Origin of the sequence: Paenibacillus sp. A3 (assembly GCF_001399685.1) — a bacterium.
Lineage (GTDB): Bacteria > Bacillota > Bacilli > Paenibacillales > NBRC-103111 > Paenibacillus_G.
Map to the genome: position 1 here is coordinate 38,017 of NZ_JTHN01000068.1, position 23,194 is coordinate 61,210.

At 53.4% G+C, this 23,194-nt stretch carries 23 protein-coding genes and 2 pseudogenes; 20 read left to right on the top strand and 5 right to left on the bottom strand.

The genetic code is table 11. From position 1 onward, the window contains the following. The first annotated feature begins 2 nt into the window (after positions 1-2). The 12 genes and pseudogenes from QJ48_RS09950 to QJ48_RS10005 form a co-directional block, all read left to right on the top strand. Entirely contained in the window at positions 3-863 is an 861-nt protein-coding gene (locus QJ48_RS09950; protein ID WP_054973466.1) for a sugar phosphate isomerase/epimerase, read from the top strand. A gap of 5 nt (positions 864-868) precedes the next feature. Beyond that, complete coding sequence (locus QJ48_RS09955) at positions 869-1,693, top strand: sugar phosphate isomerase/epimerase (protein WP_063858060.1); 825 nt, start codon at positions 869-871, stop codon at positions 1,691-1,693. Between the two features lie 46 nt (positions 1,694-1,739). After that, positions 1,740-2,753: an SIS domain-containing protein gene (locus QJ48_RS09960; RefSeq protein WP_054973468.1), complete on the top strand. Its 1,014-nt coding sequence runs from the start codon at positions 1,740-1,742 to the stop codon at positions 2,751-2,753. A 33-nt stretch (positions 2,754-2,786) separates the two neighbouring features. Next, the gene (locus tag QJ48_RS09965) at positions 2,787-3,452 is read left to right on the top strand and encodes an HAD family phosphatase (protein ID WP_054973469.1); all 666 of its coding nucleotides are present in this window, start codon (positions 2,787-2,789) and stop codon (positions 3,450-3,452) included. 85 nt (positions 3,453-3,537) lie between these two features. Continuing rightward, positions 3,538-4,275 carry a GntR family transcriptional regulator gene (locus QJ48_RS09970; protein WP_054973470.1) on the top strand — a complete coding sequence of 246 codons (738 nt, stop codon included), beginning with the start codon at positions 3,538-3,540 and terminating at the stop codon, positions 4,273-4,275. Positions 4,276-4,318: 43 nt separating this feature from the next. Next, positions 4,319-5,158: a PfkB family carbohydrate kinase gene (locus QJ48_RS09975; RefSeq protein WP_054973471.1), complete on the top strand. Its 840-nt coding sequence runs from the start codon at positions 4,319-4,321 to the stop codon at positions 5,156-5,158. Positions 5,159-5,213: 55 nt separating this feature from the next. Beyond that, positions 5,214-6,047, top strand: a complete 834-nt coding sequence (locus tag QJ48_RS09980; RefSeq protein ID WP_054973472.1) for a sugar phosphate isomerase/epimerase — start codon at positions 5,214-5,216, stop codon at positions 6,045-6,047. 318 nt (positions 6,048-6,365) lie between these two features. Further along, positions 6,366-7,379 carry an SIS domain-containing protein gene (locus QJ48_RS09985; RefSeq protein ID WP_054973473.1) on the top strand — a complete coding sequence of 338 codons (1,014 nt, stop codon included), beginning with the start codon at positions 6,366-6,368 and terminating at the stop codon, positions 7,377-7,379. 81 nt (positions 7,380-7,460) lie between these two features. Beyond that, positions 7,461-8,996: a Na+/H+ antiporter NhaC family protein gene (locus QJ48_RS09990; RefSeq protein ID WP_054973474.1), complete on the top strand. Its 1,536-nt coding sequence runs from the start codon at positions 7,461-7,463 to the stop codon at positions 8,994-8,996. Next, positions 8,950-9,240: a VOC family protein gene (locus tag QJ48_RS35785; protein WP_337589619.1), complete on the top strand. Its 291-nt coding sequence runs from the start codon at positions 8,950-8,952 to the stop codon at positions 9,238-9,240. Before QJ48_RS09990 ends, QJ48_RS35785 begins: the two co-directional genes overlap by 47 nt. Before the next feature lie 194 nt (positions 9,241-9,434). Then, positions 9,435-10,211, top strand: a complete 777-nt coding sequence (locus QJ48_RS10000; RefSeq protein ID WP_054973476.1) for a Cof-type HAD-IIB family hydrolase — start codon at positions 9,435-9,437, stop codon at positions 10,209-10,211. Positions 10,212-10,291: 80 nt separating this feature from the next. Continuing rightward, a pseudogene (locus QJ48_RS10005) lies at positions 10,292-10,630 on the top strand (DJ-1/PfpI family protein); the annotation flags it as partial. Positions 10,631-10,761: 131 nt separating this feature from the next. On the opposite strand, the gene hcp reads toward QJ48_RS10005, so the two are convergent. Continuing rightward, positions 10,762-12,057, bottom strand: coding sequence for a hydroxylamine reductase (gene hcp, locus QJ48_RS10010; protein WP_054973477.1), 1,296 nt, complete (start codon positions 12,055-12,057; stop codon positions 10,762-10,764). Positions 12,058-12,218: 161 nt separating this feature from the next. On the opposite strand from hcp, the gene QJ48_RS10015 reads away from it, so the two are divergent. Further along, positions 12,219-12,854 (top strand): LysE family translocator, encoded by a 636-nt coding sequence (locus tag QJ48_RS10015; protein ID WP_054973478.1) that lies wholly within the window; start codon positions 12,219-12,221, stop codon positions 12,852-12,854. 311 nt (positions 12,855-13,165) lie between these two features. Here QJ48_RS10015 and QJ48_RS10020 read toward each other — a convergent pair. Next, positions 13,166-13,588 (bottom strand): annotated as a pseudogene (locus QJ48_RS10020) (zinc-binding dehydrogenase); the annotation flags it as partial. A gap of 438 nt (positions 13,589-14,026) precedes the next feature. Between QJ48_RS10020 and QJ48_RS10025 the strand changes: the two are divergent. Then, entirely contained in the window at positions 14,027-14,740 is a 714-nt protein-coding gene (locus QJ48_RS10025) for a hypothetical protein (RefSeq protein WP_054973479.1), read from the top strand. 199 nt (positions 14,741-14,939) lie between these two features. Here QJ48_RS10025 and QJ48_RS10030 read toward each other — a convergent pair whose 3' ends face one another. Beyond that, a complete protein-coding gene (locus tag QJ48_RS10030) occupies positions 14,940-15,917 on the bottom strand; it encodes a quinone oxidoreductase (RefSeq protein ID WP_054973480.1) in 978 nt (325 codons plus the stop codon). 93 nt (positions 15,918-16,010) lie between these two features. Beyond that, on the bottom strand, positions 16,011-16,901 hold the full coding sequence (locus QJ48_RS10035) for a LysR family transcriptional regulator (protein WP_054973481.1): 891 nt from the start codon (positions 16,899-16,901) through the stop codon (positions 16,011-16,013). Between the two features lie 134 nt (positions 16,902-17,035). On the opposite strand from QJ48_RS10035, the gene QJ48_RS10040 reads away from it, so the two are divergent. The 3 genes from QJ48_RS10040 (at position 17,036) to QJ48_RS10050 (ending at position 19,067) form a co-directional block, all read left to right on the top strand. Beyond that, positions 17,036-18,103: a branched-chain amino acid aminotransferase gene (locus tag QJ48_RS10040; RefSeq protein WP_054973482.1), complete on the top strand. Its 1,068-nt coding sequence runs from the start codon at positions 17,036-17,038 to the stop codon at positions 18,101-18,103. Between the two features lie 3 nt (positions 18,104-18,106). Beyond that, positions 18,107-18,670, top strand: a complete 564-nt coding sequence (locus QJ48_RS10045; RefSeq protein WP_054973483.1) for a hypothetical protein — start codon at positions 18,107-18,109, stop codon at positions 18,668-18,670. A gap of 103 nt (positions 18,671-18,773) precedes the next feature. Beyond that, on the top strand, positions 18,774-19,067 hold the full coding sequence (locus QJ48_RS10050) for a DUF6509 family protein (RefSeq protein WP_054973484.1): 294 nt from the start codon (positions 18,774-18,776) through the stop codon (positions 19,065-19,067). Positions 19,068-19,231: 164 nt separating this feature from the next. On the opposite strand, the gene QJ48_RS10055 is transcribed toward QJ48_RS10050, so the two are convergent. Beyond that, on the bottom strand, positions 19,232-19,603 hold the full coding sequence (locus QJ48_RS10055) for a hypothetical protein (protein ID WP_054973485.1): 372 nt from the start codon (positions 19,601-19,603) through the stop codon (positions 19,232-19,234). A gap of 409 nt (positions 19,604-20,012) precedes the next feature. Between QJ48_RS10055 and QJ48_RS10060 the strand changes: the two genes are divergently transcribed. The 3 genes from QJ48_RS10060 (at position 20,013) to QJ48_RS10070 (ending at position 23,182) form a co-directional block, all read left to right on the top strand. Next, a complete protein-coding gene (locus QJ48_RS10060) occupies positions 20,013-20,477 on the top strand; it encodes a YiaA/YiaB family inner membrane protein (RefSeq protein WP_054973486.1) in 465 nt (154 codons plus the stop codon). 195 nt (positions 20,478-20,672) lie between these two features. Next, the gene (locus QJ48_RS10065; RefSeq protein ID WP_054973487.1) at positions 20,673-21,872 is read left to right on the top strand and encodes a macrolide family glycosyltransferase; all 1,200 of its coding nucleotides are present in this window, start codon (positions 20,673-20,675) and stop codon (positions 21,870-21,872) included. A gap of 704 nt (positions 21,873-22,576) precedes the next feature. Further along, positions 22,577-23,182 (top strand): stalk domain-containing protein, encoded by a 606-nt coding sequence (locus QJ48_RS10070; protein WP_054973488.1) that lies wholly within the window; start codon positions 22,577-22,579, stop codon positions 23,180-23,182. The last annotated feature ends 12 nt before the right edge of the window (positions 23,183-23,194 follow it).

The following is a 23,194-nucleotide window of genomic DNA, read 5'->3' on the forward strand; positions in this document are numbered from 1 at the left end:
GCGTGGGAACCGTGACGATGTCTCAGATTGCGCCGATGAATATTCACTATGTGCTGTATCCGCTGGATTACTTTCTCGATAAGCTGGTTTCGCTGGAGCTGCAGGCCGTCGAATTATGGGGCGGCTCGCCGCACGTGCCGATTGAAGACTTGAAGCTGCCTGACGTGAGCAGCCTCCGGCGCGGAATTGAAGCGCGGGGGCTTACGATCGCCTGCTTCACGCCGGAAACGTGCGTCTATCCGATCAACCTTGCGGCCGAAGACGAGGCTTTGCGCCGACGCAGTATTGCCTACGCGCTCAAGAGCCTGGATATCGCGTCCGAGCTCGGCACCGGACGGATGCAAATCGTGGCCGGGAGAGGGTATTACGATAAACCGACGGACGACGCCTGGAAAAGGTCCAGGGACGCCCTCGAGCTCATCGCCAGGAAAGCGGAGACGCTTGGGATACATCTGACGATGGAGCCGCTGCTGTACCATGAGTCGAACCTCGTTCACAATCTGCAAACCGCCAAACGGATGATGCAAGAGATCGGATCGCCGCATTTGGGCTGCAATGTGGATACGGTGCCCATGGTCGTCGCAGGCGACTCGCTGGAAGCTTATTTTAGCGAATTGGCGGGACGCGTGAACCATATCCATTTGTGCGACGGCAGTCCGCAGGGGCACGTGCCGCTCGGGTCGGGGAACCTGCCGATTGCCTCGTTCCTGAAGGAGCTGGGCGAGTGGGGATATCAAGGGTACATCGGCCTGGAGACGTGCGGAGTCAAGCACTACTTGGAGCCTGACCGGCATTTGGAGCAATCGATCGGCACGATCCGGAAGGCGTTGGGCCTGCAGGGGCCGGAAGGGAGGAAGGTCTGACGGTGATGGGAACGATTTCGCTGACGCGCCTTGCGGGAATGAACGAGCATTTTCCGCTGTATACACTGGATTATTTTCTGGATGCCATGGTCGAGCTCGAACTGGAGCATATCGAGCTGTGGGGAGGCTCGCCGCATCTGTATGTGGAGGATGTAACGCTGCGCCAGGTCGGCGGCATTCGAAGAGAAATCGAGCGGAGAGGCTTAAACGTCATCTGCTTCACGCCCGAGCAGTGCGTGTATCCGGTTAATATTGCCGCCAGGGAGAAGGATATCCGCGAGCGCAGTCTCCGTTACTTCACGAAAGCGCTGGAGGCCGCCGCGGAGCTCGGGACGGACCTCTTGCAGATCGTGCCCGGGTGGGGCTACCGGAGCGAACCGGTCGGGGAGGCGTGGGAACGCTCGCGTGACTCGCTGCAGCAGCTCTCCAGCAAGGCGGAGGAGCTGGGGATGACGATGGTGCTGGAGCAGTTGGAGCCTTTCGAATCCAATCTGGTGACGAACACGGAGATGCAGGCCCGAATGCTGCGGGAGGTCGGTTCCGACCGGCTGAAGACGGTCGTCGATACTTGTCCGATGCATGCGGCGGGCGAAACGTTCGACGATTGCTTTCAAGCGCTGGGGAACGACCTGCGCCATATTCATTTTATCGATAGCGATCATCTGACTTGGGGAGACGGCCAGCTTCCCCTGCGCGATTATTTGAATCAGCTCTCGAAGCACGGCTATCCGGGGTACCTGACTCTCGAAATTTGTGCGGAAAGGTACTTGCTCGATCCGATCGGGCCTTTAAAAAAGGGGCTGCGAGCGGTTCGCGAGGCGCTTGGTTAATAAAAATCAATCGTGGAAAAATTCACACACCGGGAGGCAAATCCACATGTTCAATTTCGATAGAGACCGTTATCAGAGAATCCAGAGCGGTGCCGTGGCTTGCCGGGACCAAATCAATCAAGCCCTAGAGGAGGTCACCGCGCGCGGCTTTACGAATTTGTTTCTGATCGGCTCCGGAGGCGCGGGAATCTTGATGTCACCCGTCGAATACGTGCTTCGGACTCACTCGACGCTTCCGGTGTATCGAGAAATTGCCGCGGAGTTCGTGACGATGGATCATAAGCATTTTAACGAGCGGTCGCTTGTCGTTCTGGCTTCCTTGTCCGGCACGACCCAGGAAACCGTCGAAGCGGCACAATATTGCAAGGATCGGGGCGCAGCGACGATCAGCTTTACGGGTAAAGCCGGGACTCCGTTAGCCGGGCTGACCGACTACAGCATCGTCAATTTCGCCGAGGACGACACGTCCTGCGAATCTTTTTTCATCCAATTTTACTTGTTGGCTTTCCGGATTATGTATAATAGAGGGGAGTTTCCCGATTATGACCGCCTGGTCGCGGAGTGGGAGCGGCTCCCCGAAGCGTTGCTTGACGTGAAGGAACGAACGGAGGCGCGCGCGAAAGCTTTTGCCGGGCGCTACCGGAACGAAGACTATCATATGATGGTCGGCTCCGGGAATACCTGGGGCGAGGCGTATTATTACGCGATGTGTATTCTGGAGGAAATGCAGTGGATCAAAACAAGACCGGTCCATGCTTCCGATTTCTTTCATGGAGCGCTTGAGTTGATCGAGAAGGACATGAGTCTGATCCTGCTCAAAGGGGAGGATGAGACCCGTCCGCTGATGGATCGGGTGGAGCGTTTTGCCAAGAGCTATACGGACGAGCTGACCGTATTCGATACGGCGGACTACGAGCTGGCGGGCATATCGCCGGCCTATCGGAAATATGTGTCGCCGGTCGTCGCGGCGGCCTTGCTCGAACGCGTAAGCTGTCATTTGGAGCACGTCCGCAACCACCCTTTAACGACCAGAAGGTACTACAGGCGGGTTCAATATTGAGGGAATCGACAGAACCGGCAGGAGTGAGCGACTATTATTAAAGCGATTGTATTTGATTTCGACGGTTTAATCGTGGATACGGAATCCGCATGGTTCGACTGCTATGCCGAGGTGTTTGGCGGTTACAACATCCCCTTTCCGACGGAAGTATTTGCGGCCTGTGTCGGATCGCACGGAGGCCAGATCGAAGCCTATATCCGGCAAATGGCCGAAGGACGGACGGATATCTCCGAAGTGAGGAAAGCGGCGGCCAAGCTGCATGCCGTGAAGATGGAGACGGTCACGCTGCGCGACGGGGTTGCGGAATATATCGAAGCGGCGCAGCGGTTAGGGCTGAAAGTGGGACTGGCTTCCAGCTCAGATCGGGCGTGGGTGGAATCGTTTCTGCGCAGATTCGGCTTGCTCGATTCGTTCGAGGTTATCAAGACCAAAGACGACGTCGCGAACGTGAAGCCGGACCCCGAGCTGTATCTCAAGGCGATCCAAGCGCTGGGAATCGAGGCGCATGAAGCTCTGGCCTTCGAGGATTCCGCCAACGGAGCCGCCGCCGCGAAAGCGGCCGGGTTATGGTGCGTCATCGTTCCGAATCCGGTTACCGAGCAGCTGGCCTTTGGCAGCGTGGACGGCCGTCTTCGTTCCATGACCGACCGGCCGCTGGAGGACGTGATCGGGGAATTGCAGGCTTCGCCGCTTCCTTGACCGTTTTTACGGTCATCTGCTATGCTGGAATTGGCCGTCCATGGGGACGGTAATTCGCTAATCGAGCGCGTGACAGGGGTTCCATATGAATAAAGCAGGAGACCATATCCCGTTTTACCAGCAAATTAAAAATTTGTTCATTCAAGAAATCGAAAGCGGGAAATGGAAGCAAGGCGACAAGCTTCCTTCGGAGCGTGAGTTAGCCGCGCAGTATCAGATCAGCCGGATGACCGCCCGTCATGCGATTTCTATTTTAGAGCGGGAGGGCTTCGTGGAACGGGTCGTCGGATCGGGCACGTTCGTGACGAACCGGCGGATTCAATTGGATTTCGTCGAATTCACCAGCTTTTCCAAAAATATATTGAGCAAAGGGCTTCGTCCTTCGACGAATACGATCTACAAGCGCAAGGAACCGGCCAATGGCTTCGTGGCCAAGATGCTCGGGATTGCGGAAGAAGAGGAGATCTGGTCGATCAAACGGGTCCGCTATGCCGACGAAATTCCCGTCTCCATCGAGCTTTCGTATATTCCTTACGCTTACTGCCCGGGAATCGAAGCGCATATGAATTTGGAGGACATCTCCTTGTACGAGGTGCTGGAGGAGCATTACGGGATCAAGCTCGTGCGTGCGGACCAGACGATGCGGATTTCCCTTAGCGACGAAGCGGAAAGCAAGCTGCTGCGCGTCGGCAACGACAGCCCGTGCATTCTGGTCGAGGCGCAGGCCTTCGATAAGAACGACAAGTTGATCGAGTTCTCGCAGGCGCTGACCCGCGGGGATATCGTCCGATTCTTTTCGAAGCTGAATGTGAAAAATAACTAATTTTTTTATTGATAGTGGTATATACCAAAAGTGGAGGCAAACCATGAATGTACTGGGCTTAGGTGATAACGTCGTCGATAAATACGTATATAAAAGCATGATGTATCCGGGCGGCAACGCGGTGAATTTCAGCGTATATGCTAAACAATTGGGAGCGCAGGCGGCATATCTCGGCATTTTCGGCACCGATGAGGAAGGCCGTCATGTGCATCAGGTGCTGAATGAGCTTGGCGTCGATACGTCCCGCTGCCGTTCGGCGAAGGGCGAGAACGGCTGCTCGCTCATCGAATTGATCGACGGGGACCGGGTGATGGTCGGATGGAACAAAGGCGGCGTCCAGCAGGAGCATCCGCTCGTATTCGATGATTCGGACTATGCCTATATGAAGCAGTTTCAATGGATTCATACCAGCATTTACAGCGGCATCGAGTCCCAACTGCAGGAGCTTCGGGCGCTGGGCGTTCCCTTGTCCTTCGACTGCTCCGACGAATGGGACGACGACGATTTGAAGCGGGTATGTCCGCATGTCGATCTTTGCCTGCTTTCGTGCGGGACGATGGGGGAGGACGCCGTCCGGGAGAAGCTGGCGTTCGTCGCCTCGGAATATGGCTGCACGGGTGTGCTGGGGACGATGGGCAGCCGGGGCGCGCTGCTTTATTATAACGGCGCGTTTTATTTGCAAAAGCCTCATTTCGTGCAGCCGGTCGATACGCTGGGTGCGGGCGATTCGTTCTTTACCGCCTTTGTGCTCGCGCTGTTGACGGAAGGGGAGTGGAACAAGGCCCCGGAGGCGTCCGTTCGGAAGGCGCTCGACGCGGGCGCGGCGTTTGCCGCCAAAACATGTCTGGTCGAAGGAGCTTTCGGTTACGGGAAGCCTTATTAAAGCCCGGAGCGGCTCCGGATTAATGGTATATACCATGAAGACAGGGGGAACGACGATGGCTCATCTTCGGTTCGCGCAGATCGCAGGGATGAACCTGCATTACCGGATGTATTCGTTGGACTATTTCTTCGATTCGATGGACAAGCACGGGGTATCCCATATCGAGCTGTGGGGAGGCTCGCCGCATCTGTATTCGGACACGGCGACGGATGCGCAGGTGAAACAGATCCGTCAAGAGCTGAACCGCCGGCGGCTCAGTCTGGTCTGTTATACGCCCGAACAGATTATGTATCCGTTCAATATCGCGGCCCAAGACGAAGCGGCCCGCCGAGCGGGCATCGCTTATTTCGGCAAAAACATCGAGATCGCCTCGGCTCTCGAAGCGAAGTACATGCTGATCACCTCCGGCTGGGGCTATTATAACGAACCCCGGGAAGAAGCCTGGAAGCGATCGTGCGAGGCGCTTCGGACTCTTGCGGACAACGCGAAGCGTCAGGGAGTCACGCTGCTGCTCGAGGTATTACAGCCGATGGAATCGAATCTGGTGACCGATCTCGCTTCGCTGCGGCGGATGCTGAACGAGGTCGGCTCCGGTGCGATGACCGGTCTGATCGATACGGTGGCGATGGCGGTCGCCGGAGAAACGATCGACGATTATTTCCAAGCACTTGGCGGCGTTCCGCACGTTCATTTGATTGACGGGACGCCTTCGGGCCATCTCGCGTTGGGGGACGGCAATTTGCCGGTGGAAGCATACCTCAAGCAGCTGGCGGAGCATGGCTACGCGGGGTATTTGACCCTGGAGCTGGCGGATTCCGCCTATTTGACGGACCCGGACGTCGCCTTCGGCCGGTCGGTAGACAGGCTTCGTCCGCTGCTCTTGCCTTAATCTTCGAAGAAGCGCCGATGCGCGAGACCGGATGTGTGCCGGCCGGGACCGGGAGCGGGAACGGCCGGCAGCCGGGGCACATCCCGGTGTGGAAGCATGCGAGGCACGTCAGTGCAAGCAACGAGCGGGCTCGGCGGGCTTGAAATTAGAGCGTTTGCATTGACAAGAATGGAAAAGCAAGCTAATATTTTATTATTGGTATATACCAATATGAATGGCGGGGCGACCCTCGCGCGGCTCGCCCGCGTCGAAAATGGTATATACCACTAAGTTCGCTAATCGTGCAAAGCAAACCCTTAATCAGGAGGAATGAGTCACATGTTAAACTTTGATCGTCAGCGGTTCGTCGGCATTATGAAAGGGGCAGTCGGCCTCCGGAGCCAGATCGAACAAGCGATGGATGAAATTACGAAAAAACAGATCGACAACGTCTTTCTGGTCGGCAGCGGCGGAACGATCGCCATTAAGTATCCGTTCGAATATATCATCAAAACGCATTCCAGCATTCCCGTTTATGCGGAGATCGCGGCGGAGCTGCTGGTGGAAGGACACAAACAGCTGACGGACAAGTCTCTTGTCATCACCTCCTCTTTGTCGGGCACGACGCAGGAAACCGTCGATGCCGCCAAGTATTGCAGAGAGAAAGGCGCGACGGTAATCGGAATCGTCGGCGATGCGACAACGCCGTTGGCGCAGGCCAGCGACTACGTCTTCGCCAACGCGGCGGCCAACGATACGCTCGTCGAGTCGTTCCATCTGCAGCTGCTGCTGATCGTGCTGAAGTTCCTGAACAGCCGGGGAGAATTTGACAATTACGCTCTGTTCGCCGACCAACTGGCCACGGTTCCCGAAGCGCTTGCGGCGATCAAAGAGAAGGAAGACGCAAGAGCGGAAGCCTTCGCGAAAAAATATAAGGACGAGAAGTATCATATGCTCGTCGGCTCCGGCAACCTGTGGGGCTGGACGTATCTGTACGCCATGTGTGTGCTGGAAGAGATGCAGTGGATTCACGCGAAATCCATCCATGCCGCGGAGTTTTTCCACGGGACGATCGAATTGGTCGAAAAAGATATGAGCATTATACTCTTTAAGGGAGAAGATGCCACTCGTCCGTTGATGGAGCGCGTCGAACGGTTCGTTACGCAATACTCGGATGAAGTCACGATCTTCGACGCGAAGAATTACGCGCTGGACGGAATCCATCCGGAATTCCGCGAGTTCCTGTCGACCGTCACAATTGCAACGGTGATGGAGCGCGTCAGCGCCCATCTTGAAGTGCAGCGGAACCATCCGCTGACGACCCGCCGTTATTACCGCGTCGTCAAGTATTAAGAAGACGAAGAGTGGAATGAAGCTCCGGCTTCATTCCTTTCTTTCTCGCAACGGATATCCTTCAAATACGGGAGTATGGCGATGAAAAACAAGAATACGTACATCTATGCCGGAATACTGGCCGTGTTCGTCGCCGTTGCTCTCGGTGCTCCGGCGAACCCGGGAACGTACGGGGCCTGGTCCTTGATTCCGCCGGTCGTTATGTTCGCCTTCATTCTGCTGACCCAGAAGGTGCTGGAAGGGTTTGTATGGGGAGGCTTGCTGGCGGTCTTTATGAAATATAAGTGGGGCTTCCTTCTTACCTATAACGAAAAGCTGCTGAAGCAGGTGACGACCGAAGGAAACCTGTGGCTGATCCTGGTCCTGCTGACGATCGGCAGCATCGTAGCGATTCTGGACAAAAGCGGCCTGTCCCGGCAATTCGGTCTGTGGGCCGGAAGCAGGGCCAAGAGCGGCAAGACGGCTTTACTCATCAATTACTTGATGGGCTTCTTCCTATCGTTCGATCTTTATCTAAGCTCCTCGACCGTAGGCACCTGCATGACGCCGGTGAATGACAAATACAAGACGCCGAGAGAAAAGACGGCGTACGTTACGCTTTCGACCGCCATTACGCTGACTCATTTGTATCCGATCGGAACGGGCGCGATCTTTATCGCGGGGTTATTGGTCACGAACGGATACGCGGCGGAGGGGGAAGGCATCCGGGTGTTTACCGGGCTGGTGCCACTGCTGTTTTTTCCTTTGGCTTTTTTATTGGTCACGCTTCTGAATGTGATAGGGGTTCTACCGAATATGGGCCCGATGAAGCAAGCTTACGCCAACCGCGATGACGCCGAATTGAAAGCGGATTCGCTCACAGAAGAACAGGAACCGGAACGAGCGGCTGCAGAGCATGCTTCGGACAGAAGCCAAGGCGATCCCGCCGGCAAACCGTCACCTCATCTCATTTATTTTTTCATTCCCATTGCGATCTTTATTGCCTCAACGATTTATTTCAAGTCAAACACCCAATTGGGCGCGTTTATTACGATTCTCGCCACCGGCGTCATTTACGTAGCCAGAGGCATCTTTACAGCAGAAACGTATATTGTCACGGTACTAGATGGAATGAAAAATATGCTGGAGCTCGCCGTGATTATGGCTGCGGCTTTCGTGCTGGCGGACTCCATTACCGATATCGGCTTTACCAATTATGTTGTCGGAATTGTATCCGTTTTCGTCATTCCGAAATGGCTGCCGTTCATCATTTTCCTGGTATTCTCGGCTACGGAATTTTTGGTGACATTGAACTGGAGCCTGTATATTATGGCGATTCCCGTCCTTCTGCAATTGTCGGCCTCCGTCGGAGCCAACACGCCTTTAACGTTGGCGGCCTTGCTTTCGGCCGGCATCTGGGGCGCCTCCACTTGCATCACGTCCGATATCGGACTGCTGACGGCGTATTCCACGAAAACGACGGTGTACCGGCATTTCAAAACAAAACAACAACGCTTTATTTACCGGCATTCCGGGGATTTTTGTACCCGTCCGGGATTTGAACCGGTCCGCAGCCTGGTACAGTACGGTATTGGGGCTGCAGGAATTCCAGCGCGGCGACATCACGGTCGAGTTTAAGGTCAGTGACGGCGGGCCGGTATTGGTGCTGTTCCAAGCGGAACAAGACGTTCCCGTGCGCTTTCCGAGCAACCGGCATATCGACGGCAACTTTTTTATTTTCAAAACGCCCGATGCGGAGGCCGCTCACCGTCGGCTGATGGATCACGGCGTCTCTGTTACCGATATTTTGCTCTACGAGGGAGTGCAAAAATATTTCTTTTTTGAAGATCCGGACGGCAACCGTTTGTCCGTAGAAGATTAGGAATGAATAAATGGTATATACCATAACCGAAAGGAACGAAGCTTCGGCTTTGTTCCTTTCTTTCCCTTTTTGGAGAAGGCGGCATTTCGGAAAAATCGAACGGGAGGTTCTTGTCATCTTCGGCGCCGGTGCTATACTTGGTTTTTAGGCTTGTTTTGAGGAACATTCATCGAGGAATAGGGGACATGAAGGCAATGGCGTACAAAATCGTATTTTTTGATATCGACGGGACATTGGTCAACGAGAACAAGGAGGTTCCCCCGGATACGGTCGAAGCCGTCCGGGCGCTCAAGGCAAACGGGGTGGAGCCGGTCATCGCCACGGGGCGCCCCCCCTATTTTATTAAACCGTTGGCCGATCAATTGGGGATCGAATCGTTCGTTTGCATGAACGGCGCTTATGCCGTTTACCGGGGGAAGCCGGTATATAAACGGGTGATTCCGAAGGAAAGCATCGAGGCTCTGGTTAACCTGGCGGCAGGGCACGGACACTCGCTCGTCTTTGAAGGGGAGCATGCGTACTGCTCCGACCGGGCGGAGCATCCTTTTGTGACGGAATCGGTCTTGTCTTTAAAAGTAGAGCTTCCTGGACATGACCCGGAGTTTTGGAAAGCCAATGACATTCTTCAGATGTTTCTCCACTGCGAGAGCCATGAGGAGCACTTGTATCAAGGGGAGGTGCCGGAGCTCAAGCTGATTCGCTGGCATCCCAAAGCGATGGACGTGCTGCCGGCCGGCGGGTCGAAGGCGCAAGGGATCGAGGCGATGCTGGAGCGGCTCGGAATCACGCCGTCCGAGGCGGTAGCGTTCGGGGACGGCTTGAACGACAAGGAGATGCTGGAATTCGTAGGCCTGGGCATCGCGATGGGGAATTCGCATCAGGAGCTGCTTCCCTATGCCGATTATGTAACCAGCCATGTGGATGAAGGCGGTATCCGCAACGGATTGGCGAAAGCCGGATTGATCGCTTAAAAGAAGGACGTGCGCGAAACCCCTTTTATGGTACAATGGCTTGGAGAATGCGTTATGGAAGGAGCAGCGGCGCGAGCGATGAGAGGGGAGATCTGCCCCGATTGATCCGGGAGCTGCACGCCGCTGGAACGGTCGTGGCCGGAGTATGTACGGGCGGCATGCTGCTCGCCGAAGCCGGAATTTTGAAGCAAAAGCGAGCCGCCATGCATTACTTGGCGAAGGACGAGCTGAAGCGCTACGATGCGGACGTCCTAGTCTACCGGATTGTCGATCACGGGGACGTCATTACGGCCAGAGGGGTGACTTCCGGCGTAGATCTGGCGCTGTGGATCATCGAGCGATTCGCCGGGGCTTCGATCGCGGCCGCCGTCGAACACCGGATGGAGTACGAGCGGCGAGGCGTCGTTTGGAGGGCCTAGTTGACGGATGGTGAACGGGAAAAAGGGAGCGGGCGCCTTGAAACTGATGTCCAAGACGCCCGCTCCCGCTTTTCATCTCCTGCTCCGTACGAGCAGCAGGGTGCCGCGGGAGCTTCTTTATGCTAGCTTTCTTAGTGAGAAAGCGACAGCATTTCCTTCATATCCTCTTGAGCGTTGCCGATCAGCTTCAGTCCGAATGTGTCGACAAGCACGTTCATGACGCCCGGATTGATGAATTCCGGCGGTTTCGGGCCGATGCGGATATCTTTGATGCCGAGGCTGAACAGGCCGAGAAGGATCGCGACCGCCTTTTGCTCGAACCAGGAGAGCACGATGCTGACCGGCAGGTCGTTCACGCTGCATCCGAACGCGTCGGCTAGCGCTAAGGCGATTTTGACCGTGGAGCCGGAGTTGTTGCACTGGCCCAAATCGATGTAGCGCGGGATGCCCGTATCGGCAACGGTGCCGTAATCGACGTCGTTGAAGCGGAACTTCCCACAGGATGTCGTTAGGATCACGGTATCGTTAGGCAGCGAGGTGGCGAGCTCGCGGTAATATTCGCCTCCGCTTCCCGGAGCGTCACAGCCGGCGATGACGAAGAAGCGTTTGATTTTGCCCGCTTTGACTGCTTGAATGATTTCCGGGGCCAGGCCGATCACGGTCTCGTGATGATAGCCGGTCATGAGCGTCTGATCCGACTCAATCCGGGCTTCCGGCAGCGACAAGGCTTTCTCGATCAGCGGGGTAAAATCGTCGTTGATGATTTTTGTAACCCCTTCCAGACCCGCGATATCGTAGGAGAAGAACCGGTCGGCGTAGGTGCCTTTGATCGGCATGACACAGTTCGTGGTTGCCAGGATGGCGCCCGGGAACTTCTCGAACAGGCGGCGCTGGTCGTACCACGCTTTTCCGATGTTGCCCTTCAAGTGCGAATACTGCTTCAGCTTGGGATAACCGTGGGCGGGCAGCATCTCGGAGTGCGTATAGATGTTGATTCCTTTTCCTTCGGTCTGCTTGAGCAGCTCCTCCAACGCGTACAGGTTATGCCCGGTAACGACAATGGCATGCCCTTCGATGCTGTTCTGCGGCACGGCTACGGGCTGCGGGATGCCGAAGTGCGTCGTATGCGCCCGGTCCAGCACATCCATGATGCGGACGGCCGCCGAGCCGACCTTCATCGCCATGTCGATGTGCTCCTGCAGGTTGAAGTTGGAGTTCGTCAGCGTCATGTACAAAGCTTCGTGTGTAATGCGGTCGACCTCGGGGTCGGAATAGCCGAGCTGTCTTGCATGCGTGGCATAGGCGGCAATGCCTTTCAAAGCGAAAATCATCGTATCCTGCAGACTTGCAATCGTTTCATCTTTGCCGCATACGCCGATCACCTTACAGCCGCCTGTCGGGGTCTGTTCACATTGATAACAAAACATCGCGAATCCCTCCGTTACGTTTGGTTTGCTATGTGACAAGAGTAACACGGGGAAGCACGGAAATATGTGATTGAAAGCACAACAATGATGGCAAAGTCGCAACATCCGAGTCCGCTGGGCGGCAACCTACATTACTTATTTACGTAAAGGAGCGTACGAGCGTGTTTGGCATTCATCATTATTTCTTGTTTGTAATCGCTGGAATATTGCTTATCATGACCCCAGGCTCGGATACGATGTACATCATTGCCAGAAGCGTGGCGCAGGGCAGAAGAGCGGGCATCTGGTCCACCATGGGGATTGCGGCCGGTACGCTTATCCACACGCTGCTCGCGGCGCTGGGGTTATCTTTTCTTTTGGCGAAATCGCTATTGCTGTTTACGGTCATCAAAATGATCGGGGTCGCTTACCTGATCTATCTCGGGATTACGATGATTTTGTCGAAATCCTCCGCCGTTGCATCGGACACCGGATCGCTGGAGCCGATGAGCACGCGCAAAATTTTCGTCCAGGGCATGATTACAAATGTAACCAATCCGAAGGTAGCGTTGTTCTTTATCGCCTTCCTTCCCCAGTTTGTGGACAATCAGGCTCATAGTCCGTTGCCGTTCATGATTCTGGGCGCAACGTTTATTTTCACCGGAATACTGTGGAGTATTCTCGTTTCGTATCTCGCTTCTTTTGCGACGGGAAAGCTAAGGAAAAACCCCAAGATCGGCCTATGGCTGAACCGGATCACCGGCGGCGTGTTCATCCTGATGGGAGCCAACCTGTTCCGCGCCAAAATTTCCAACTGACAACAGAACCCAAATGTCCATTAGCGTAAAAGAAAGAGAGCCTCAGTGAAGCTCTCTCGAGCTTGTTGAGAAAGTGATCAAATGGGATTATAGAGGTAACGAAGGGGTGGGGTATCCACTTCCGACCACTCTTGTCTTCGGGAAATTTGATTGGAAGCCGCTTAATAGCGGACATTTCCCGAAGACAAAGGCGGCCGCTATCGCTTCTCCAGTGGATACCCCACCTCCGTATGTTTCTCTATTTTTGCTTAGACCACTTTCTCAACACTCTGAAGAGAGCCTCAGTGAAGCTCTCTCTTTTTTATTCAGGCTTATATCTGCAAAACCAGTTTGCCGACGGTGTTCTTTTCTTCCAAGAGAGCAAGAGCTTCTGCCGCGTTTTCCAGAGGATATACGCCGTGAATCTCGGCATGGATCTCTTTTCTTGCCAGCATGCTTAACGCTTCCCGCGCCGCTTTCCCGGTCTCAACGGAATTGCTGTCGCTGTATCCGCCTAATGTAAAGCCTGCGAGTTGACGATTGGAAAACCATATTTCGTTAAAAGAATGCAAAACATCCTGTTCACCGCTTGCGTTTCCCACGACAATCAACTGCCCCAACGGACGAAGCACCTCTAAGCTTTGTTTACGCATCGTTCCCCCGACCGGGTCAAAGACGGCATGAAGGCCCTTCCGTCCAGTTGCCTTCAAAGGTCTGCTCCACAAAATCTGACCGGACAATAATTCGTCATATCCGAAGGAAGCAGCCTTTCATTTTTTACGGGGTTGTTAACATTCAATTGACAATCCTCTGATAATCTCTATACACGCGGATGATTCACCAAACGTATTACTTGAACCTCTTGACTATGGCGGGTCCCTTATTGGGGCGAGCCTGTTCTTTCTCTGGCAGCAGGCTATGGTTGAAGGCGAATCCGTCCGGCGGCCGGTTCATCAGATCGAATCCGCCGTCAATCTCGAAGACACCGCGGCACTGAGAGGCGGAAGTCGGAAGCGGAAAGACAATTCTTGAGATGCGGGAGTGAAAAGGGGGGATGCGGTTTGAATGTGCAATTTAATAAGGGCGCTCGAACTTTGCGTGCTTATTCTGATTTCAAAGAGAGGTTACTACGGGTTTCTTTTTGTTAAAATTTTGCAATAAAAACGAAAAGGCTGGAATTGGAGGCAATTTTATTGAATGAGTTACAGAATGCGCTACATGAGATGATTGAATCAGGCCCACAATCTAATCCTGCCTTGAATACAGTCATCAATGATTATGCTATGTATCATGCTGTACTCGTTATTGTTGGCGGAGTCCTGCTGATGATATTTGCATGGCTTAGCATAAGATTTTGGGCAAAATTTAAAAGAATGCCTAAGATAAGCAAGTCAAAATGGAAATTTGAAAAAAAGGTATACTTTTCTTTTGGAATTCTGAGTTGTAGTGTCGCTTTATTGATGATTTTGGTTGTTGTGGCAAACGCTACAAATACATTTAATCCGTTACATGGGTTTTCTTTGCTTGTTGGTTCGTTTGAAATATCAAATGGAGAAACATACAAGGGTGAATTGCGCTATGCTTTTATTGAATGGATAAAATCAGGTAATGAAAATATTCCGTCCATCCTTAAGCAACAGATTAATGAACGTATTGAGTTTCATACTACAAAAGCAATTGTTTGTGGGGTTTTGTTTATCATATTTGTGGCGCTTAGTAGATTTCTTTGGAACGCATTAATAAAAAGGACTAAAGAAATTGATTCAAAATGGAGATATAAAGAAAATGCATACTTTATTTTTGGAATTGCCACGGTTGTACTTTCTCTGTTATTGATGGTGATAGTTGTAGCAAATATGCAAGGAGCATTTGCGCCTTTGGCCGCATTTTTAGGAGGTTTGTTATGATTTTCACCGAACAACAAAAGATCGTCTCCGGCCGAAAGGGTTGGCGGTAGACGATCTTTTTTATGGTTAGGGCAAGTACAATTTTTCACGATTTGTGGATAACGTGGATAAAATGTGTATAAATTTGTGGATAAGTAAGTTTTTCGCCACGCGTCAGGTGACATGGGTCTGTGGGCCGTATGCTTAGCTGCAAGCGGTGTTAGCTTCTGACGTCGAGCAGCACTTTCCCCGTGCTTTGGCGGCTTTCCACCCACTCGTGGGCTTTGGCGGCTTCGGCCAAAGGAAAGCGTGCGCCGATCTTGATCGTCAGGCGCCCGTCGGCCAAGTACGGCAGCACCCGCTCGGCGACGCCGCGCAGCAGGTGAGGGCGCTTGCTCCGGGTCGTGCCCAGGCTGAACCCGAGGACGGAACGGCAGCTCGCATGCAAGTCAGAGGTCTTGATGTTCCCCGCGGGACCGCCTGAATTGCCGAAATGAACCAGACGGCCATAGGGAGCCAGGCAGAGCAGGCTTTGCTCCGTCACGGTTCCTGCTATCGAGTCCAGAACGACGTTTACGCCTTCCCCGTTCGTCAATTCGTTGACCTTCGCGGAAAAATCTCCCTGCTGGTAAGAGAGCACATGATCCGCGCCCGCCTCCAAAGCGATGCCCGCCTTGCTCTCGCTGCCGACGGTTCCGATCACCTTCCCTGCGCCCAAGAGCTTCGCCAGCTGGATGGCCGTCGTACCGACGCCGCCTGCCGCCGCGTGGATCAGGACGGTCTCGCCCGGCTCCAGTCTGGCAATGTCCGCGAGCAGCTTATACGAAAGGAACGATACGATCGGGCAGGCGGCCGCCGTATCGAAGCTAAGGCTGTCCGGGATGGCGAACGTCAGATTTTCGTCCGCCGCGATATATTCGGCATAAGAGCCGTGATGAGGAAAAGCGATGACGCGCTGTCCGACCTGCAGCTGCCGGACCTCGGACCCGACTTGCTCAATCGTCCCGGCCGCATCCAGTCCCGGGATGAACAGAAGAGTCCCGCCCTTTTTCCCGTACCTCGACTTGATATCGGCGAAGTTGACGCTGGTCGTCTCCACGCGGATCAACACTTGGTTCGGGCCGATACTCGGCTTATCGACGTCCGTGTAGCTCATATGCTCCGGACCGCCGAATTGCGTTACCTGAATGGCTTTCATGGCTTGCTTCCTCCTCTGTGAGCAGATGACAAGGAAGACTTCGCCGGACCGCCGGGAAATTCCTTTTTTAGGTGGGGCGAAGGCGATCGGCTGCTACTCCAGAAAATGATCGATAAAGCGGCGGGCGGCTCTGGACAAATAGCGGTTGTTCAGCCACAAAATGCCGACATCGGATTGAAAATCGGCATCGGCCAGCGGAAGCGTCCGGATCGACGGGAGAGGGAACGCCGTCATGACGGATTTGGGCAGCACCGTCGCCCCGAGGCCGGCCGCGACCATCGCGATGATAACCGCGACGCTGGAGCACTCGCAGATGATGCGCGGCTTGAAGCCGTGACGGCGGCACTCGGTGACCACCCGGTCGTGCATGCCGGTCGTCCGGTCTGTTTTGAGCGTCAGAAACGGGAAGTCCGCCAGCTCCTGCATGCGGATCGTTTCCTGCGCCGGGTCCGGCAGCCACTTGCCGGGGATGACGACGACGAACGGATCGGACGGCAGCGGCCGAACCGCATACGACTGCGACTCGGAGGAAGCCTCGAAAGGGAGCCGGGCGACGATCAGCTCGACGCTCCGCTTCTCCAATTGCTCCCCGAGGAGGAAATGATCGCCCTCCCAGATGCGGAAGGTGACCTCCGGGTACTTTTCCCGGAACGTCTCGATGCGCTGGGGCAGAAGCGAGATGCACGAGACGACCGCGCCGATGGACAGTACGCCTTGGACGCTCTCATCCAGCTCCTTCACTTCCTGCATCGACTCGTTGAACTGATGCAGCAGGCTTTCCGCCTTCTGCCGCAGCAGCTCTCCCGCGTGCGTCAGCCGCAGCCGTTTGCCGTCCCGGTCGAACAAGGTCACCCCGAGCTCCTCCTCCATCAGCTTGAGCTGCCGGCTGAGCGGGGGCTGCTCCATGTTCAGCGCTTTGGCCGCGCGCGTAATTTGCCCTTCCTTCACAATCGCCAAAAAGTATCTCAGCTGACGCAAGTCCATCCCGGGCCGCTCCCTTCATTCATACCTTTAAGGTATCGTTCTCCAATAAAACAGATATTTTCAATATATCGGAAGAACTGATACCATTCAACTAATATAATAAGAAATATACCTTTGAAGAGGAGATGCGAAGAATGGCGCTTAATATCGAAGTGGAGCTGACCAAGGCCCCAAAACAAAAGCCCGATGTAAGCCGAGTCGGGTTTGGAACCGTATTCACGGACCACATGTTTATGCTGGATTATGAGGAAGGCCGCGGGTGGCATTCTCCCCGCGTCGTGCCGTACCAGTCGATCAGCTTGGACCCGGCGGCAAAAGTGTTTCATTACGGCCAGACGGTATTCGAAGGGCTGAAAGCGTACCGTACCGCGGACGGACGCATTCTGGTATTCCGCCCGGATCAAAACTTCAAGCGCTTGAACCATTCGAACGACCGGATGAGCATTCCGCATCTGGACGTGGAGCTGGCGCTGGAAGGGCTGAAGAAGCTGGTCCAAACGGATCGGGATTGGGTACCGGACAACGAAGGCACTTCGCTGTATATTCGTCCTTTCGTCATTGCGACGGAGCCTGTGCTGGGCGTTGCCGCTTCGAAACGGTATATCTTCATGATCATCATGTCGCCGGTCGGAGCGTACTATGCCGAAGGCATTCGTCCGGTCAAAATCCATGTCGAGTCGGAATTCGTCCGCGCCGTCCCTGGCGGAACCGGTAGCGCGAAGACGGCCGGGAACTACGCCGCGAGTCTCAAGGCGCAGGAGGAAGCCGCGCTTGAAGGGTATTCGCAGGTGCTGTGGCTCGACGGCGTGCATAAGAAGTACGTGGAAGAAGTCGGGAGCATGAACGTCTTTTTCAAAGTAAACGGGAAGGTCATCACTCCGGCGCTGAACGGCAGTATCCTGAAAGGGATCACGCGCGATTCGATGATTCAATTGCTGCAAAGCTGGGGCGTTCCGGTCGAGGAGCGGCCGGTCAGCATCGAGGAGCTGTACGAAGCGCACCGGGCAGGCACGCTTGAAGAGGCGTTCGGCACGGGCACAGCGGCGGTCATCTCCCCGGTCGGCGAGCTGAACTGGCGCGGCGAGAAGCTGATCATCAACGGCGGCGAGACCGGAGAGCTGTCCGCGAAGCTGTACGAGACGCTCACCGGCATCCAGAGCGGGAAGCTCGAAGATAAGCTCGGCTGGATGGTGCAGGTGTAGGATTTGACGGCACAGATCCCCCATTCTTTCATTTACCTTGGTCATCACGACTATTCGCTGGCGGCGGTGGAAAAGGACTGGCCGTTTAAGCCTAAGCAGTATGGTTTTACCCCGGTCGCTTATAGCTCTGCGTGCTGGAGGGGGTACAAATGTCATTATGTCATCGAAGATAAGAAGCTGTATCTCGATACGCTAACTATTGGATTAGAGGATTCGGTTCCTCCGGTATGGAACGGAATTTCTGCTGCGGAAGCACAGTACGGAGCATGGGAGTATCATCAAGTTGGCCTGCCTCTGGAGTATTCCGGCGGAATTGTGTTGTGCCGCGGGTTTATAAACGAGATGTATGTGCATATGGGCACGCAGCGTCCCTATAGTTATCGGCAGGTGCTGGAACTGTCTCTGGAGAAGGGGTTATTAACGGACGTCACAGATTACAGCAAAGAGATGAAGGAAATTCGGAAGTTTCTGCTGGAATCGCAATCCAAAATCCCGAATTCGGAGGCGGACAAAAGGTTGGACGACGTCTTCTTGCAAGCCTACGTCAACAAATGGGGCAGATCCTGAAATGATCATGATTCATTTCTCGGCGGCATAAGCCTTTCTCTGAATTTCGTGTATAATATAAAGGTTCGGAATAAAGGTTCGGCGGTTGAGAAAGGATGATACCATGTTCACCATTACCGGTTACAGCGTAGAGCTGGTGAAAGACCCGTTCGGCATTTTGTCCGGCAAACGGTACGAGTTTATACTGGATATCGAAGTTGAAGAGGATGACGAGCTGTACTCCGAGCAGGGGTTGTATGTCCGCGTCATTTACGGCGTGAATGAGGACCAGACAAGCATCGTGAAGCACGAAATTTTCAAGCGGACGACGGAGCAGCTGCTCGACTTTGAATTGGAAGACGACGAGCTGGAAGTGGTCAAAGCTTTCTGTCAGGAGCATGTCGGGGAAGCGGAATAAGAAATGCAGAGAAAAAGCGCGCGGCGTAACAACGTCGGCGCTTTTTCTTTTGCAAGTGAAAAGACCGATGCACTTCAAGCCGTTTTCATCAGTCGGCTCAAAGTGTATCGGGGAATTTCCTTAAAGCCAAGCCTTTGACGGGGCATGACCTCGCTTCTCGGCGATTACGAAATCTTCTTCGCCCAGCGCAGGTTCGGCTCCTGATTCGGCACGAACGGAATCTCGAAGTTTTTCGACTTCAAGTAGTTTTTCGAGGCGAAGTAAATCGGAATGACCGGAAGATCTTGCATAAATAGATCTTCAGCCTGATGCAAAATTTCAAAACGCTGGTTCTCGTCCTGCTCGGTCTTACCCTGCGTCAGATGCTCGTCATACTTCGGATTGACCCACTTCGTCTGGTTGTTAGGGCTACCTCCCAGGTATAGGTCCAACAGCGCGAGCGGGTCCCCCGGAATCAGATGCATCAGAAAAAAAGTTAAAGTCGCGATCATCCACAACGTCATGACCATCGTCGCCATCCGCCGGACCACATACATGGAAAAAGCCTCCTTGCTTGCTCATTCTCGCCCAAGTCATTGTAAATAAAATCTAACGGATTACTGGGATTTTGTTTATTATTCTTACTTGAATACTTGGTTATTGAACATGGTATTGATATTATTGGAAATAAAATTTCTTGTCAACCGCTTTTGAGCGTATTTTTGCTAGATTTCATAAGCTTTTTTACAATTTATATTCAACCTATGGATAATTTATAAAATGTAATCGCTTGCTTTTTCATCCGGGCATCCATCGTGAAGTGAAAATAAATGAAGTACTAGATGAAAATAAGCCTTTTCACATGGTAATCGGTAAGTTAATATATCTGTAAAAGACAACCAATTCTAACGACGAACTAAAGATCCGCGTACTAGTCGTTCGTAACCTCAAGAGGAGTGTCCGCCCATGTACCCAAAATATCAAAAACGTAACACCGCAGCTTTTACCGCAGCTTCGTACTTCGCACTGGCCGCAGGCATATTCTTATATTGTCTCGGCATCTACAATGCGGATTGGGAATTAAACGTAAAAGGGTACTACTTGTTATGCATGTTCTTAATTATCATCACAAGTATTGCGACTCAAAAGGTGGTCCGGGACAATGCCGAGGATAAGGAGCTAAGAAGCGAAAATCCAAAGCACCGCATGCGTAACACTCCCGCTTTCACAGGAATGGCGGTCGCAGGGTTGGTCATCGGATTCGCTATGTTTTTCATCGGTTTGTTCAACGCGCCGTTCGATTTGAATGTAAAAGGCTACTACATTGCCGTTATGCTGCTGATTTCTTATAGTGCGATCGGGGTGCAAAAGGTTACCCGCGATAACGCCGAGGACAAAGAGATTCTGGATAATCAAAATATGAATGGCTAATTTCATAGCGATATTTTAACCCGTCTGCACACAGGCGGGTTTTTCTGATTTTTTTGTACAATGTTGAGCCGGCGGCGGCTTCCCGGATTTGGGCGACGAAACATGAATCCTTTGGCATTTCCCATTCGAGATGAAAAAATGATAATATGGAATATAGTTCCAAAACAGCGAAGGGCGAAGGAGGCTGAATGAATCGTGGCACGGATTTTATTTATGAATGGCGGGGCGGAAGGACATGTGAACCCGACGGTAAGTATCGTGCAGGAGCTGGTTCAGCGCGGAAATGAGGTTGTTTATTTCACGACGGAAAATTTCAAAGAGCGTTTGGAGAAGGTAGGGGCCGAGGTGCGGGCCTACGATTTTTTCCGTTTCTTCGAGGGATTCCTGAAGCATGATATACACCCGCTTGGCAGAGTCAACGGTATGCTGGAAGGGGCGGAGGCTCTCGTTCCCTATGTCCTGGAAGAGGCCAAGGCCAAACCGTTCGATTATGTCGTACACGACTCCATGTTCGGGGGCGGGCGGCTGATGGCTCACTTGCTCCAACTGCCGGCCATCAACTCCAGCTCGTCTTTCGCGCAGACGGAAGCGCATTTTCAGCGCTTTATAGAGCATCTGGATACTTCTGCTTCTTCCGGTTCGGCCGAGCAGGCGCAAGCGGACTTCGACCGCTTGACGACCAAGCTCCGGCGCGACTACGGCTATGTTGTCCACTCGCCTTATGAGGCGTTCTTCAACCCCGCGCCGCTGACGATCGTGTATACCTCCCGATTGTTCCAGCCGAAGGGAGATGACTTCGACGATAGCTACAAGTTTGTAGGCCCTTCCGTGTCCGCACGTCTGCATGGAGAGCCCGAGATGCCTGAACTTGCGGGGAAATCCGTCATTTACATTTCGCTGGGGACAGCGTTCAACAAGGACGATAATTTTTACCGAAATTGCCTCAAAGCGTTCGGCGATTCCGACAATACGATCGTCATGTCGGTCGGCCGGGAGACCGAGATCGAGTCGCTTGGCGCCATCCCGGACAATTTTATCGTCCGTCCTTATGTGCCGCAGCTTGAAGTGCTTCAGCATGCCCGTTTATTCGTTACCCACGGCGGTATGAACAGCACGAACGAAGGCTTGTCGCACGGACTGCCGCTGGTGCTGGTTCCGCAAGGGGCCGACCAGCCGAAGGTGGCCGAACGTGTCGCCGAGCTCGGAGCGGGCGTCGCGCTGGAGAAAACCGGGCTGACGGCCGACCTGCTGCGCGATACGGTGAACCGGGTGCTCGCGACGCCTTCCTACCGCGAGGCGGCGGCACGGGTCGGTGAATCGCTGCGCTCGGCAGGCGGCGCCCGGCAAGCCGCGGACGAAATCATTAAGTATATCTCGCAGGTAAAAGTAGGGTAAGACGCTGGAAGGAAGGGTTACTGCACTCATACGAAAAGGAGCTTTTCCGTTGTTATCCGGGAAGCTCTTTTTTTACTTTCCACTTCATGTGGAAGATCCTTGAAAGTTTAGTAGAGGAACAGGGGGAGCATAAGCCTTGTGTTTGGTATCCGTAAGCTCTACCGCTGGACGCGTCGTAAGTTTCGCAGCAAGCGAAAACCCACCGAATAATAGGTTGACGGCCTACGGTGGGTTTCGCTGAACCAAAGATTTTATTTTAGCGCGCCGTGGTGATCCACAGCCTTTCGGGTCCTAAGAGTCTTTACCGTTCGCAGCGGTGAAGGCTCTTTTTAGTATACGGATGAACTCGATTTTCTTATACAGTTAGCTTCAAAACAACATTGATGTTGTCTTTATTTTATCACGGCATTTTACGTCATGCAACGTAAAACTCCCTATGTCTTGAAACATTTCCATTCCCTGCAGAACAATCGTGGCATCAGCATAATAGCCTAACCGTTTCACTTGCGAATTAGCCCTATACCGTCTTGTTTTCAATTTCTGATCCGATAGAAAAATAGACAAATTTCGACAAAACTGCTTCTCCATCTGGTTCCTTGATCATGGATATTTAAGCATTCCGGCCCCTTTCCGAACAAAGGTCAATTTAAGACAATAATTGTTGTCATTTGTATACTACATATGCGCACTCAGGAGGTCATCAAGTGAAGAAAAGATTAGTCGTTTCCCTGGTTCTTATCATCTGCCTGCTCGTCCCTATGACCGTATGGGCCGCCAGCACGCAAGTTACGGCGAACTTAGCGTCGCATCTGACGTTGCTGGTTCAGGGCCGGGCCATTGATACATCAGCGGACACCCCGCTCATCTACAACGAAAAAACTTACGTGCCGCTGCGTGTTCTCAGCGAAGCGCTCGGCTACGAGGTGAAATGGAACGGCGAAAACAGCACGATCGAATTCGAGCTTCCGAAAGAATCTTACCCGCTTATCCGCAACGAAGAAGTAGATTTGATCTCGGTCGCACCGAATTATGAACTCCTCAGCCAATGGGATCAAGAATACCTGGCCGGCATCGAAGTGGACGTAGCCTATACGGTGAAGAAAGATCTGACCCGCGAGCCTGTCGTTGTGCTGGAAATGTTGAGTAAAGATCACGTTGTCATTGCCAGCGGGACTCAATTGCTGAATACCAAGAAGGGTACACACAAGTCGAAGGTGTCTACCTCTAAAATAAGGCTTCCTTACGGCCCGGAGGCAGACGTTAAGAAGACGTTCGCCCAAGACTACTACTACCGTGTCTCCATCAAGTAACATATAAGCTTT